Below are 14,763 nucleotides of genomic sequence, written 5' to 3'. Positions count from 1 at the left end.
CTTTTTTTAATGCTTGTTTCTTAGAGGCTTGAGTTTTTCCTCAACCACAATAAAAAAGACAGCTCGAAAGCTGTCCTCATTCAATCAAATCAAGCATCAGTTAGATGTCTTTACGTCCCATAACACCACGGATGGTACTTAAAATATCGGCTGGCAACACCACTGTTTTAGCATTGTTCGATTTAGACATGTCTTGCATCGCTTTGACATATTGTTCGCCCAACAAGTAAGCCACAGGAATTTCCTTGTCGCCCACAGCCGAAGTGACCATTTCAATGGCACGCTGAGAAGACTCTGCTAAGACCACTTGTGCTTCTGCATCACGACGAGACGCTTCTAAACGACCATCAGCTTCTAAAATCGCTGCTTGTTTTTCACCGTCTGCTTTGGTCACAGTCGCACGACGTTGACGCTCAGCCGCCGCTTGAGCTTCCATTGCAGATTGCATGGTTTGCGACGGTTGAATATCTTGGATTTCAACGGTTTTTAAAGTAATGCCCCAGTCCGAGATGTCATCAGAAATAGCCGCTTTAAGCTTAGCTTTGATGTGATCGCGCGATGATAATGCATCATCCAAATCCATTTCACCGACAATAGAACGTAGTGATGTTTGCACTAAGTTTTGAATGGCCCATGTATAGTTTTCAATCCCATACACTGCATTTACAGGTGCAGTGATATTGATGTAGGCCACTGCATTCATAAGCAAAACGGCATTATCGCGGGTAATCACTTCTTGAGAGGGAATGTCTAATACAATGTCTTTGGTCGTCACTTTATAAGCCACTTCATCGACATAAGGAATCACAAAGTTGAGACCTGGATTCAACGTGGTGTGGTATTTACCCAGACGTTGCACGATCCATTTATAACCTTGTGGAACAATACGGACACCTTTAAAAATGGTGACAGCGGCAAAAGCCAAAATTGCTAAAACGACAATAAATCCACCAGACATATGCTTAACTCACTTTTATCTATTTTCGTTGGTTGAGAGGTGTGCTTTGACCATTAAATCATTGCCCAGTATTTCAACGACACGCACTCGGTCACCGACTTGGACTTTATCTAAAGTACGACAGTTCCATTCATCTGAACCGAGTACTGGAATGGGAAAGCGAACGCGAATGTGTTCATTTTCAGGGCTGGCTTGAATCACCATGCCAATTTGACCGATGGTTGCTTCGCGAGACAGTCCTGCTTTGGTTTTGTCAGTCGAAAGCGGTTTAATAAACTTAAACCAAAGTAAAGTGCATAAAATCGACAAAATAATCCACGTCACAAACTGCGTGGTAACGCCCATCATGGGGAACATCCAGTACAGAATACCGACCATAATGGCCGCAATACCGAACCACAATGCGGCAAAAGCAGGCAGAATCAGCTCTGATAGGATTAACAGAACGCCCAATACAAACCAGTGCCAAGGCTCAAAAGCAAATTCCATACATCTACTCATATATTCGTTATAGGGATATAGATGCAGAAGCATCTATATCAATTTAGCAGATGAATAAGTCTATGAATATTAAAAATCAAATTTTTTAGAATTTGGCTTTAGGGGCAGGTTTAAAAGCATCTGGGGTCTTTTTAAAATCGACAATGGCTTTTTCAATCGATTTAATTTTGAGCTGTGCAGCTTTTTCACCTTCTAAAATAGATTGATTGCTGGCTTTTAAGTCCAAAGTGCCCAAGTGTCCGACTTTGGGTTGAATCACCACAGTCGCTTGGCTCAATTCTTCATTGATGCTTTGCTGCCCCATAATATTAATGGTCTGGTCGAGCAAGCCCCACATATTGAGGGGTTTGTTGCCGACAGGGCGCGCTGAAATATCAATCGCGATCACAATATCCGCACCCATGTCCTTGGCTGTTTTGACTGGAATTGGGCTGACTAGACCACCATCAACATACTTGGTTCCACCAATCACTGCAGGTACAAAAACGTTCGGAATACTGCATGAAGCACGTACTGCTTGGCCCGCATTGCCTTTGATAAAGTCGGCTTTACGTCCGGTGTCGAGACGGGTTGCTACCGCTGCAAAGCGGATAGGGAACTGTTGAATAGGTTTGTTGCCGACGTGTTTGTTGACATAGTCTTGCAGTTTTTGACCTTGAACAAACCCTTGGGAGTTGAGGGTTAAGTCTCGAATGTCCGATTCTTTTAAGGTCAAGGCAATTTGCTGAAGCTGGAAAGGCGTTTTACCACTGGCATAGATACTACCCACAAAACTTCCCGCACTGGTTCCCGTGACAATTTTAGGTTTAATACCATGCGACTCTAAAACTTTAAGCACCCCAATGTGTGCAAAACCTTTGGCACCGCCACCGCCGAGTGCAATCGCAATCACAGGTTCGCGAGCTTGAATGGGAGTTGTTGTTGGTGTTTTCTTTGATGCAAGATCACATCCTGCCATAGTCAGTGTGAGTGCACCAATCAGAGATAAACGAGCAAAATTCATGGTCAAAAATACTAAAACGCAAAACAAATAATGGTGCACATCTCAGCAGATTCGATCTTGATTTACTAGCTATTTTTTAAGCGTTTTTGTAAAGGCTTGGCCAACCATTTTGGGTTTTTCGCTGAAAATTTGCCGATATACAGATCTAAAATATGCTCTAGGTCTTGCTCAAAATCCCCAGTAGGATGAAACACACCCAAGCAGTGGATAGTTTTTTGTGCATAGTCAAAGGAAAACATCACAATTGGAATCTGTGCACCATACGCAATGTGATAAAAGCCACTACGGATGGATTCCGCTTGCTTACGTGTGCCTTCAGGTGCCATACCGACCCAAATTTTTTCTTTGCTGTGAATAATATCGATAATGTCTTGGGTTAAACCTTGGGCATGGCTACGATTGACTGGTATGACGCCAATCCACTCAAGTAAAGGTTTCAGCGGGGTATGAAACAAACTGTTCTTGCCAAAAATGGTGATTTGCAGGCCTAAGCCCAATAGAGCTGTAAAACCATGCCATGCATCGATATTTGAGGTATGCGGTGAAATAATTGCAACGGCTTTGGGGAGGTTGGGAAATTCGCCAACAAAGCGCCAACCTTGCGCTAAAAAGAGCTGCTTAAAAATAGCGCGAGTGAATGTAGACGAGTTACGACTTGGAACTTGATCTGGTAGTTCTGGAAAATATTGGTTCATTGTTATTATACTCAATCGACCAAGATGTATATCATCTCATCATAAGCACTGATTGGCTTGAATTCATTGGCAAAAAAAGTGAACGGATACCGATCTCAGATGAACATTTTGACCAATCCATGTATATAGGAACAGCATGCTACAGACTCGCAATGTATATATTTTGCTGTTTTCATTGTATTGGGCGCAGGGCTTACCTGTTGGGTTTATGACCCATGCCTTGCCTGTCATTTTAAGAGCACAGGGTGTGTCACTGGCACAGATTGGGGGCTTCGGACTACTGATGTTGCCGTGGTCGATCAAAGTGTTTTGGGCACCAGTGTTAGATCATTTTGGGATCACCCGTTTCGGCCACTATCGTAGTTGGATTATTCCATTACAGTTCCTTACGGTGCTGGTGCTGATCGGACTATCTTTCCTCCCGATTGATGGATTAAATCAACCTATTTATTTATGGGCTTTCTTTGTGGGCCTCCTGAGTATGAATTTGCTAGGGGCAACGCAAGATATTGCAACCGATGGATTGGCGGTCAATATTTTAAAAGGGGAGCAACAGCACTGGGGCAATACCTTTCAGGTGATTGGATCGCGTCTGGGTTTTATTGTCGGTGGTGGGGCAATCTTGTGGGCACTAGATTGGCTGAGCTGGCAGACCACTTTTTTGATGCTGGCGGCAATTGTCTTTATAAACACGCTGCCGATTTTAATTTATCCAGAGCCAAAACATCGAGAAGTTTCAGCAGCTCAGACCACATCTTTTAAATTCCAACAGATCAAAAACTATTTGGCTTATTTTGTCCAGAGTCCCGTACTCACAGCATGGTTAGCAGTGCTATTGAGCTTTAAAATAGCGGATGGTTTAGCAGGGCCACTTTTGAAGCCTTTAATGGTCGATTTGGGTCTGAGTTTTTCTCAGATAGGGCTTTATGTCACCATGCTGGGTGCATGTGCCGCCTTAATGGGTGCAGGACTTGCGGGCTATAGTTTGAAGTTGATTCGCGGTGCCACGGCTTTAGTGCTGTATTCAGTGCTTAAAATATTCAGTCTGGCGGCTTATACATGGTTAGCCTTTCAATATGAAAACCAGCACAGTATTCAGCCGTGGTTGATTTATCTGATTAATGCCTTTGAAGATATGACCTCATCGATGCTGCTGGTGGTCATGCTCACCCTAGTGATGCAGTACAGTCGTAAACATCTGGCAGGTACGGACTTTACTTTTCAAGTGGCGCTGATGGCTACTGTCAGTGGCGGTTTGTATAGTGTGAGCGGTCTATTGGGAGATTGGCTCGGCTATTTTAATTATCTGTGTATGATTGTAGTCATTGCGATGTTGAGCATGTGGTTTATCTTCAAATGGCGTGGCATTGCGATGCATTCAGACCTTTCATAATTCATTCATAAATAAATCATAAAAAGTGCTAAATAGTGACATAAACAATTAAAAAATATAACTAAATAATTTTTTAATTGTTCTGTCATATATGTCTGAACGGTAATATTTGTAACAAATTTACCGTAGGATATTTCGATAATGAAAACACAAATTGCAGCCGCAATCGCTTTAAGTTTAGTGGCAGGGGTAACATTCGCAGCACCTACTTTTTATGGTGAAATTGATGTCACGGCCGATTATTTACCTGAAGACAATGCTTCGCCAAATAAAGACCGCGATGTGGTCGAGCTGAATTCTAACAACTCCTTTTTGGGGTTAAAGGGCGAAGAGAAGCTGACAGATCGCTTAAATGCACTATACCAAGCTGAATTTACCTTCTATGTGGACAATGGTGGTAGCACGGATACTTTCGTTCCGCGTAATTTACTCGTTGGCTTACAAGACCAGAAACTTGGCACATTGAAAGTCGGTAAAATTGATACCCCCGTTAAACAACTGTCTTCAGTGGTAGATACCTTTAATAACTATGTGGCCAACAAAGCCGATGTGGCGGGGATTTTCACGGGTGAAAACCGAGTCGATAACGTGCTGGTCTATGAAACACCTGCTTGGGGAGTGGGCGCAGGTAAACTGAAAGCTGCGGCACTGTTAGCAACAGGTGAAGCTGGTGGTATTGAAAAATCTAAAGGCGGGGCAAAAGTTGCAGGGCGTGGTCTGGGCGATGCTTGGTCAGCATCAGTGGTCTATGACAGTAAAAAGTTTGTTGCAGGGGTTGGTTATGATAAGGCCATTCCGTCAACCTTTGCAGGACGTGGCACTTTGAATGCGTCAGTGCCTGAAGTGACTGGCGGGGTGGCAGGCAGTGCTTTTGCAGCAGCAGATACCTTACGCGCGATTGGTCGAGTAAATCTGAATAATGGTTTGGCACTGAAAGCCTTATATCAAACTTCTGAAGTGGCGGATGTACAAGGCAATGATGCTGCCGCGGCTGCCATAGACGATGCACAAGGCTGGTTGGTTGGGGCTGAATATAACTTACCGACTGCCAAAGCTTGGACAGTGAAAGCGCAGTACAGTCAAAACTCAACCAGCTTTAAAACATCTAAAGATGACTTTGATGCACAGCAGTTAATTGCAGGTGCTGATTATGCCTTTACTAAGCAAGTTAAAGCTTATGGTTACGCAGGGATTTTGACGCTTGAACAAGCATCATTTGAAACCAAACAACCTGTAGTAGGTACGGGCATCGAGTACAAATTTTAATGTTTAAGTGATAGAAAAAAGGCGCTGCACAGACAGTGCCTTTTTTATTTAAGCGAGTTTTAAGTTTAGAAAACTACATTGGGGCATCCGCTCAGCAAGACATGATTTAAAATGTTCAATTTGCAGTCTATTTTTAAAGAAGTTTCACTTTCGCGCTTTAACATCTATTTGGCGCTGTGGTTAGCCGTGGTTTTAAACGTGATGTTCTACAAGCAAGTTCAGTTGCTTACACCGTATCACGGTTTCAAAGCTTATGCCTTTATCGGCGCTACCATTTTGGTGGTGTTGGCTTTTTATCATTTGGTTTTTCAGCTGTTACAGTGGCGGCCGATGGCTAAAGGGTTGGCTGCGTTATTGATCATCATTGGTGGAATGAGTGCCTATTTTGTCAACAGTTTAGGCGTTTCGATCACACCAGATCAAATTCAAAACATGATGCAAACCGATGGAAATGAAGTGCGCGACTTGTTGTCATGGCGTCTTGTGCTGTGGATTGGGGCGATGGTGGTACTACCTTTAGTGGTTTTATTTAAGGTCAAAATCCGCCGTGATCCTTTTAAAACCGTGTTATTGCACAAGCTGTTCGGTAGTGCAGTTTCTATTTTACTGATTGCAGGCATGTTGTTTATTTTCTTTGTTGATTATGCCGCGATTTTCCGTGAGCATCGTGATCTCAAAGGGATGATTTCACCGCAAAATGCGATCAGTTCAACCCTGTCGTATTATAAAAAGAATCGACCACAGCAGCATTTACCGTTGGTGACTTATGGTGAAGATGCTCATTTGGTGAAGCAAGTCGGACAGCAAAACTTGCCGAAATTGATGGTTTTGGTGGTCGGTGAAACGGCACGTGCAGAAAGTTTTTCTTTAAATGGCTATGCGAAAAAGACCAATCCTGAGCTGGAAAAACTCAATGTCATCAACTTTAATCAAGTCAGTTCTTGCGGGACAGCCACTGCGGTTTCTGTGCCTTGTATGTTTTCAGGCATGCCACGTGAAAACTATGATGCACAGTTAGCGCACCACCGTGAAGGTTTATTAGATCTTGCACAGCGTGCTGGTTACAAAGTGACATGGATTGACAATAACTCTGGCTGTAAAGGCGTTTGTGATCGGGTTGAGCAGTATAAAATTCCAGAACCGATACAGAAAAAATGGTGTTCAGCCGATGGCGAATGTACCGATGAAATTTTGGTGGATAGCTTAAAAGCGTATATGGCTGGTATTGCGGCTGATGATAAAACGCCACGTTTAGTTGTGTTACACCAAATGGGCAGTCATGGACCAGCTTACTATAAGCGTTCAACGCCTAAGTTTCAGCCTTTCCAACCGATGTGCGAAACCAATGCCATTCAAGCCTGCACACCTGAACAGCTGAAAAATAGTTATGACAACTCCATTGTTTATACCGACCATGTGTTGAGTCAACTGATTGGTGTATTGAAGCAAAACTCAAACTTTGAAACAGGTTTTTGGTATTTATCTGACCATGGTGAGTCGACTGGTGAGCACGGTCTGTATTTACATGGTTCACCTTATGCTATTGCACCGAGTCAACAGACCCACGTACCGATGCTGATGTGGTTTTCAGAAACATGGCAAAAGCAGAATCCGCAACAAATCGCTTGCTTAGGGCAACAAAAAAGCCAAGAATTAAGCCAAGATCATTTGTTCCCAAGCTTACTGAGTTTACTTGGGGTAAAAAGTACGGTGATTGATTCAAAAAATAATATGTTAGAACACTGTACTGCGACCAAAGCGAGCGCTTAGACCATGTCAAAAATATTGATTATTGAAGATGATTTTATGATTGCAGAGTCCACACAAACGCTGCTGCGTTATCAGCAGTTTGATGTGGTATGGGTCAACAATGGTTTTGATGGTTTAAAGCAATTACAACAATATCCATTTGATGTGGTGTTGTTGGATTTGGGCCTGCCGATGATGGATGGGATGCAGGTCCTAAAAAATATTCGCTCGCTTTATCCGACTTTGCCTGTGCTGATTATTTCGGCACGAGATCAATTACAAAACCGAGTTGATGGTTTAAACCATGGTGCGGATGATTACTTAATTAAGCCTTATGAGTTTGATGAGTTGCTGGCACGTATTCATGCGTTATTACGTCGTAGTGGCGCGTTAAAACAGCAAAAACAAAGCCAGACTTTGAGTTATGCAGGTCTAGAGTTAGATGAAGATTTGCACTTAGCCAAATACAAAGGGCAGACCATTGATTTGTCGAACCGAGAATGGGCTATTTTAATTCCTCTGGTCAGTCATCCCAATAAAATTTTTTCCAAAACCAATTTGGAAGAAAAGCTCTATGACCTTGATTCGGAAATTAACAGCAATACCATTGAAGTTTATATTCACCATTTGCGTGCCAAACTTGGCAAAGACTTTATCCGTACCATTCGAGGTTTAGGCTATCGTTTGGGGCAGGTTGAAGCATAAAATGGCGAAGCCGACTCCTGTTTCCTTAAAGCGTCAACTAATTACCTATACCTCTTTATTTAGTATTGTGATGGGCTGTTTGTTGGTGATTGCAGCGTATCGCATTGCCCTTGAAGAGACCAATGAGATCCTCGATGCACAAATGCGTAATTTGGCAGAGCGTGTTGCAGCGCATGATCCCGCTCCAATTAAGAGTGAATTTGAAGCGGACAGACACTATCACGAAGAAGATTTATTTGTAGATGTCTGGTCGTATGGACTGCCTGAACAATGGCAACATGAGTTTGATTTATTAATACAACCCGTTAAAAAAGCTGGATTTTATACCCATCACACGGCACAGGGGCTATGGAATACCTATGTGCTGCCAACAGAAAAGTACCAGATTCAAGTCAGTCAGCAGCGCAGTGTAAGACAAAAGCTGGCTTTAGAGCTGGCGGCCAATATGTTGATTCCATATTTACTGTTTATGCCTTTGGCTTTATGGGGGCTGAGTTGGATTATTGGACGTAGTCTAAAACCCTTAGATGAGTTTAAAGCGGAACTTGCACAGCGTGAACCATATGAACTGAGTGAGATTCAGCCAGACGGTTATCCACTGGAAATTCTTCCGACCATTAATGAAATGAATCGTTTATTTGAACGCATTTCGCTGTCGCAAAAAGAACAAAAGCAATTTATTGCCGACGCAGCGCATGAGCTCAGAACCCCTATTACAGCACTGAATTTGCAAATGAAAATTTTGCTGCATGAGTTTCCAGAACACCAAGCCTTAAAAAACCTAAGTTTAGGCTTAATTCGGACTCAACATTTGGTGTCACAACTGCTCAATTTGGCGAAACAGGATGCTTCCTTACCAAGTTTAGAACCGACACAAAGGCTAGGGCTAAGTGATGTGGCGGTTGAATGTATGGAGCAACTGATGGAGCTGGCGCTAGCCAAAAGCATCGATTTAGGCTTGGAACAGCATGAAGCACTTTGGCTAGAAACTCAAAGTTCAGCCTTACATTCTATTGTCTATAATCTCTTGGATAATGCGATTAAATATACGCCTGAACAGGGTGTGATTAATGTCTCTATTTATCAGCAAGATCAGCAAGCCATTGTTCAAATTGAAGACAGTGGACCGGGCATTGAGCCAGAACTTTATGATCATATTTTAAAGCGTTTCTATCGCGTACATCACCATCTGGAAGTCGGCAGTGGATTGGGCTTGTCCATTGTCGATAAAGCCGCAGAAAAAATTGGCGCCAAACTGCACTTTGGACAAAGTGCAGGATTGGGCGGCTTACAAGTTCAAGTGATCTTTAAGCTGTAGTTTCGGCTTGAGTTGGGCTGGACAGTGTAAACTGTTTATAACACAGCGCATATGCCAGTACATTGACCAGCCAAATCACCCATGCCGTCCATAAATTGTGACTAAGGAAATGCGCCCCCCGCATCATTTGCGCCCAACCCATGACAAAGCCTAAAATCAGGGCAGCAAGCAAATAAAACCACGCGCGTTTGGGTTCATTTAGACGGTATACGAAATATCCCACAAAGAGCGCAAAACCTGTCGCGGCATGTCCACCAGGGAAACAATGTCCTGCGCTGGCAGATAAGTCCCAAAAGAAATCATGTGTCGTGGCTAGAGTCATGTCCCATGGACAGGCATGTGCGGATTGTGATTTTAAAATCCCAATGAGGCTGGTACTGATGAGGACTAAGCCAATGAAATAACCATTTTGCCAACGGCGGGGTTTGAACGCAGCCCATTTATACGAAGCGAGCCATTTCAGTAAATAAATTACATACACTGCGATGATGATGTCTTTAACATAACGATGATTCAGTTCTGCTAAGGCCCAGTCACGCTTTAGTGGAAAATGACCAGTTTGATCCATAAAGGGGTGAATCAGTTGTAAGTCGATGGTGCCCGCCACAGGGAAGAGCAGCCACAATACGGCAAAACCCAGCGTCAAAATAAAAAACTGAAGGATGAAAAAACGTTGCTGATCCGACACAAGTGAGGCCATGTTCTGAAAATAAGCGCTATTCCAACAGCGCTAGCTTAAACAAGGCTTAACATAAACCCTGTTTCATCTGCTTTAGCATGATCTGTGCTTTGGTTATCGTTTTAAGGCGAATACAAAGTGTCGGTTCAGTGTTACATTTGCTCTCAAATACATGAGGTTTAAACATGTCGATACGTGCTGTTCTATTTGATTTGGATAATACCTTGACGCATCGTGGGCGAAGTGTTGCGGCTTTTAGTCAAAGCCTTGTCGACATCTATCAAAGCCAACTTAACTGCGTTGATGTGGAACAGGTTGAGTCGATTGTGAATCGGATTGACAATGGTGGTTATCCCTTAAAAGAGCATTTAACCCATCCCAGCATCGGTGCTTCGGTGGCTTATGCGTTGCTACAGGAGTTAAACTGGCAGGTGGCTCCGCATTTAGAAGCGTTAAGCAATTTTTGGTTTGAACAGTTTGGTCGTAGTGCTGTGGCAATGCCTGAGGCTGAGCAAACACTGACCCGTCTAAAGCAAGCTGGATATAAACTCGCCATTATTTCAAATGGCGGTCATGCCACACGGCTGTCTATATTAAATGGCTTGGGTTTTCAGCATTATTTTGATGTGATCAATAGTTCTGGATTGTTTGGCCAAGCCAAACCCGAAGTTGATATTTTTATTGACACCGCACAGCAACTGGCTGTTGATGTGGAGCAGTGTTTATTTATCGGTGATCATCCTATCAATGATGTACAAGGTGCACAGCAGGCAGGAATGCAAGCACTGTGGTTATCAGGCTTTCATGTTCCTTCAGTACAGATGTCTGCACCGAGTATCACGGCATTGTCCGAGATTTTTGATTATTTAGAGCGCTAAAAGCCTCTTATCATGTTCAATACGAATAAAAAAAGCGGCCCATGTGAGCCGCATTAAAGTGGAAATGTGTTTAGAATATACTGTCATCTGAGTTGGCAGAGATTTTATGAATAGATAAATCTGCACCGCGAAATTCATCTTCTTGACTTAAACGGATGCCCATCGTGGCTTTTAAAGCGCCATAGACCACCAATCCACCAATAACAGCTATACCTATTGCTAAGAGCGTACCAATCAGCTGTGACATCATCGCAACACCGCCCAAACCACCAAGCCATTTTTGACCAAAGATCCCGACTGCAAGCCCACCAAAGGCACCACATACGCCGTGCAAAGGCCATACACCGAGTACATCATCGACTTTTAGCTTGTTTTGGGTGTAGGTGAAAAGTTTGACAAAAATCAGTCCAGCAATAGCGCCAATCACCAATGCCCCAATCGGGTGTACGACATCTGAACCTGCACAAATTGCCACGAGACCAGCTAAAGGGCCATTGTGTAAGAAGCCAGGGTCATTTTTTCCTGCGAAGTTGGCTGCTAAAGTTCCGCCAACCATGGCCATAAGTGAGTTAATCGCCACCAGTCCTGAAATAGCATCCAAACGCTGTGCACTCATCACATTAAAGCCAAACCAACCCACGATCAAAATCCATGAACCTAAAGCCAAGAACGGAATGGACGAAGGAGGATGCGCACTGACACGACCATCTTTTTTGTAGCGACCATCACGTGCACCGAGTAGAACCACAGCAGCCAGAGCGATCCAACCTCCCATAGCATGTACCACCACTGAACCTGCGAAGTCATGGAAACTTGCACCGAAAGTATCTTGTAGCCACTGTTGTAAACCAAAGTTGCCATTCCATGCGATTCCTTCAAAAAAAGGATAAACCAAGGCCACCAATAACACGGTTGCAATCGCTTGTGAGCGCATTTTGGCACGCTCGGCAATACCGCCTGAAATAATGGCTGGAATTGCGGCCGCAAAAGTGAGCAGGAAGAAACAGCGCATCAGGTTATAACCATGATCAGCTGCTAAGGTATCCCCGATATGGAAAAAATGGTGTCCATAGGAAATGTAATAACCTACAAAGAAGTAGGCAATTGCGGAAAGTGAAAAGTCCGTTAAAATTTTGCTTAAAGCGTTGACTTGATTTTTATGACGAACTGTCCCTAGTTCTAAAAAAGCAAAGCCCGCATGCATGGCAAGGACTAAAACCGCACCAAGAAGAAGAAAAAGTAAGTCAATATTTTGCATGTTTAGGTTCCATTTGAGTGCAAAATTTTGCAAAAAGAAACTCAGTATACTGATGCCTGTAATTTCGTGAAGATCTCAGCAAAAAGGAAATATTGATTAAGTTTTGCTTAAAAATAACAAGACTCGATATAAAGCAAAAGTGTGCACCATGATGGTGTTTGTGCATTGCAGTGGTGCATGGGTTAAAATATAAATTAATATTAAGTTTATGAATATATTATGTTTATCTAATTTTTTTATTTCAAATATACAGGTGTATATTTTATCTTTTGAGTTAAACCCAAAAAGTAGCAACACAAAAAAATGATAAAAAAATTCGGTTAGCAGTTATTGTTAGCTGAGTCTCCGTTGCTTTGTTCTCTTTGGGAACGCTCATGCCATGAGATGTGCGTGCTGATTGTGCATCAGTGAAAAATTTTAAACATGATTGTATTTTCTCATTCTTATTTTAATTTATCACGGCTTTGTTGCATAAATATGTAAGCATCTGATTTAAATAAATTTAATTTTGGATCAAAAAATAATCAAAACTTTTAAAATCATATAGTTATGAAATCTTTGTGCAACAAAGCCATTTATCACAGATAAAACATGAATAATCACATAACTATATGTAATTAATTGTAATTATTGTCATATATGATCAGTCCTATTTCAGCATTTTTCATCTACAACGAGAAAAAATAGTCGGGCAATATTGGCTTTTTGCTGAAAAGTGATGATTACAGAGTTTGCACAAAAAACAAAGACAAGCAGCAGAATTGGCATTTTAGGTTTTGCTGCTTGAGCGTGATTTCTTAGAGGATATTGGGGCGTTTTAAACTGATATTTTTTGATGGATTATGATGAAGAAAAAACTAATAGCAACATTGTTTGGTCTCCCATGTGTGATGGCTTGGGCCAGTAGTGAAGTAATTTCGGATTGGAGTTATCAAGCACAAACAGCACCGCAGTATTGGAGCCAGCTCAATAGCAAATACCAAACTTGTGCGGGGCATAATCAATCGCCCATTAATATCGAGCATGTGATTTCAGCAGACCTTGCACCACTTGATTTTGATTATAAAACGGCTGCAACGAGTATCGTGAAGCTTCCTCATACTTTACAAGCCAATTTTCAGCAAGGCAGTTATTTAAGTTTAGAGGGAGAACGATTTCAATTATTACAAATGCATTTACATAGCCCTTCTGAAAATACGATCCACGGCAAAAGTTTTCCGATGGAATTACATTTAGTTCATGCTTCTGAAAAAGGCGAGCTGGCTGTGGTTGCGGTGATGTATGAACAAGGGAAAAAGAATCAAGCACTTGATGGACTATGGCAGCAATATAGGCAACCCCAAAAAGCACTCAATTTAAACGCAGATCAATTTCTGCCGACACATCGCGAGTACTACCGCTTTAATGGTTCGCTCACGACACCGCCGTGTACTGAAGGTGTACGTTGGGTGGTCTTAAAAGATATTCAGCAGGCATCAGCACAGCAAATCACAAACTTCGCTGCACTGATGGGGTATCCGAATAATCGTCCTGTTCAAGCCACCAATGCGCGCTTGGTTTTAGACTAGAGCGTGAATTAAAAAAGCAGATCGTATGATCTGCTTTTTTTAAGGTGGGATAAGACGTCTGTACTAGTGCAAGATCTTGTCTAAGAACTGTTGAGCACGATCACCACGTTTGGTGTTAAAGAAATCATCTTTGCTACAGTCTTCAACAATTTTACCTTGATCCATAAATAACACACGGTTGGCGACTTGGCGGGCAAAGCCCATTTCATGGGTGACACACATCATGGTCATGCCTTCATGTGCCAACTCGACCATCACATCAAGAACTTCATTAATCATTTCAGGGTCAAGCGCCGATGTAGGCTCATCAAACAACATGGCAATCGGATCCATGCTTAATGCACGGGCAATTGCGACACGTTGTTGTTGTCCACCTGAAAGTTGTGCTGGAAATTTATGTGCATGTGCACTCAGCCCAACCCGTTCTAAATAGCCTAAGCCTTTCTTTTTCGCTTCAGCTTCAGAGCGTCCCAATACTTTAATTTGGGCAATGGTTAAATTTTCAGTAATGCTGAGATGCGGAAACAACTCGAAGTGCTGAAACACCATACCTACACGGCTGCGTAATTTGGTCAAATCTGTTTTCGGGTCTTTGATGGGTATTCCATCGACTGTGATTTGACCTTGTTGGAAGGCTTCCAGTCCATTCACTGTTTTAATCAGGGTCGATTTTCCTGAGCCTGATGGACCACAGACCACCACCACTTCACCTTGGCAAATTTGTGTGGTGCAATCGGTTAAGACTTGAAAATCGCCATACCATTTACTGACATTTTGGAGGTCAATCATTAC

General features: G+C 42.6%; 14 protein-coding genes. 7 read left to right on the top strand and 7 right to left on the bottom strand.

From position 1 onward, the window contains the following. Positions 1-100: 100 nt before the first annotated feature. The 4 genes from AC4CUZ_RS17065 to AC4CUZ_RS17050 form a co-directional block, all read right to left on the bottom strand. The gene (locus AC4CUZ_RS17065; protein ID WP_005399970.1) at positions 101-958 is read right to left on the bottom strand and encodes an SPFH domain-containing protein; all 858 of its coding nucleotides are present in this window, start codon (positions 956-958) and stop codon (positions 101-103) included. Positions 959-973: 15 nt separating this feature from the next. Continuing rightward, positions 974-1,447: an NfeD family protein gene (locus tag AC4CUZ_RS17060; RefSeq protein ID WP_005399969.1), complete on the bottom strand. Its 474-nt coding sequence runs from the start codon at positions 1,445-1,447 to the stop codon at positions 974-976. Positions 1,448-1,544: 97 nt separating this feature from the next. After that, positions 1,545-2,462 carry a patatin-like phospholipase family protein gene (locus AC4CUZ_RS17055; protein WP_490747937.1) on the bottom strand — a complete coding sequence of 306 codons (918 nt, stop codon included), beginning with the start codon at positions 2,460-2,462 and terminating at the stop codon, positions 1,545-1,547. A 65-nt stretch (positions 2,463-2,527) separates the two neighbouring features. Next, positions 2,528-3,157 carry a 1-acyl-sn-glycerol-3-phosphate acyltransferase gene (locus AC4CUZ_RS17050; protein WP_005399968.1) on the bottom strand — a complete coding sequence of 210 codons (630 nt, stop codon included), beginning with the start codon at positions 3,155-3,157 and terminating at the stop codon, positions 2,528-2,530. Between the two features lie 136 nt (positions 3,158-3,293). Here AC4CUZ_RS17050 and AC4CUZ_RS17045 point away from each other — a divergent pair, with 136 nt between their 5' ends. The 5 genes from AC4CUZ_RS17045 (at position 3,294) to AC4CUZ_RS17025 (ending at position 9,588) form a co-directional block, all read left to right on the top strand. Then, entirely contained in the window at positions 3,294-4,550 is a 1,257-nt protein-coding gene (locus AC4CUZ_RS17045) for an MFS transporter (RefSeq protein ID WP_490747936.1), read from the top strand. 141 nt (positions 4,551-4,691) lie between these two features. After that, the gene (locus AC4CUZ_RS17040; RefSeq protein ID WP_010326218.1) at positions 4,692-5,816 is read left to right on the top strand and encodes a porin; all 1,125 of its coding nucleotides are present in this window, start codon (positions 4,692-4,694) and stop codon (positions 5,814-5,816) included. A 111-nt stretch (positions 5,817-5,927) separates the two neighbouring features. Beyond that, entirely contained in the window at positions 5,928-7,586 is a 1,659-nt protein-coding gene (locus AC4CUZ_RS17035) for a phosphoethanolamine transferase (protein WP_010326219.1), read from the top strand. A gap of 3 nt (positions 7,587-7,589) precedes the next feature. Then, the gene (locus AC4CUZ_RS17030; RefSeq protein ID WP_004694591.1) at positions 7,590-8,270 is read left to right on the top strand and encodes a response regulator transcription factor; all 681 of its coding nucleotides are present in this window, start codon (positions 7,590-7,592) and stop codon (positions 8,268-8,270) included. A 1-nt stretch (position 8,271) separates the two neighbouring features. Beyond that, on the top strand, positions 8,272-9,588 hold the full coding sequence (locus AC4CUZ_RS17025; protein WP_039889772.1) for an ATP-binding protein: 1,317 nt from the start codon (positions 8,272-8,274) through the stop codon (positions 9,586-9,588). Here the strand turns inward: AC4CUZ_RS17025 and AC4CUZ_RS17020 are convergent. After that, the gene (locus tag AC4CUZ_RS17020) at positions 9,578-10,288 is read right to left on the bottom strand and encodes a phosphatase PAP2 family protein (protein WP_005399963.1); all 711 of its coding nucleotides are present in this window, start codon (positions 10,286-10,288) and stop codon (positions 9,578-9,580) included. The two genes, AC4CUZ_RS17025 and AC4CUZ_RS17020, sit on opposite strands and share 11 nt — an antisense overlap. A gap of 164 nt (positions 10,289-10,452) precedes the next feature. On the opposite strand from AC4CUZ_RS17020, the gene AC4CUZ_RS17015 reads away from it, so the two are divergent. Next, positions 10,453-11,145: an HAD family hydrolase gene (locus tag AC4CUZ_RS17015; RefSeq protein ID WP_005399962.1), complete on the top strand. Its 693-nt coding sequence runs from the start codon at positions 10,453-10,455 to the stop codon at positions 11,143-11,145. A gap of 70 nt (positions 11,146-11,215) precedes the next feature. Here the strand turns inward: AC4CUZ_RS17015 and AC4CUZ_RS17010 are convergent, their stop codons facing one another. Then, positions 11,216-12,403, bottom strand: coding sequence for an ammonium transporter (locus AC4CUZ_RS17010; RefSeq protein WP_010326222.1), 1,188 nt, complete (start codon positions 12,401-12,403; stop codon positions 11,216-11,218). 845 nt (positions 12,404-13,248) lie between these two features. Between AC4CUZ_RS17010 and AC4CUZ_RS17005 the strand changes: the two genes are divergently transcribed. After that, complete coding sequence (locus AC4CUZ_RS17005) at positions 13,249-13,971, top strand: carbonic anhydrase (RefSeq protein ID WP_010326223.1); 723 nt, start codon at positions 13,249-13,251, stop codon at positions 13,969-13,971. A 63-nt stretch (positions 13,972-14,034) separates the two neighbouring features. On the opposite strand, the gene AC4CUZ_RS17000 is transcribed toward AC4CUZ_RS17005, so the two are convergent. Then, entirely contained in the window at positions 14,035-14,760 is a 726-nt protein-coding gene (locus tag AC4CUZ_RS17000) for an amino acid ABC transporter ATP-binding protein (protein WP_010326224.1), read from the bottom strand. Positions 14,761-14,763: the final 3 nt, after the last annotated feature.

The organism is Acinetobacter sp. 789_lipA, assembly GCF_058242845.1.
The sequence above is the reverse complement of the archived record's forward strand: the minus strand, read 5'-3'. Positions and strand labels throughout refer to the sequence as shown.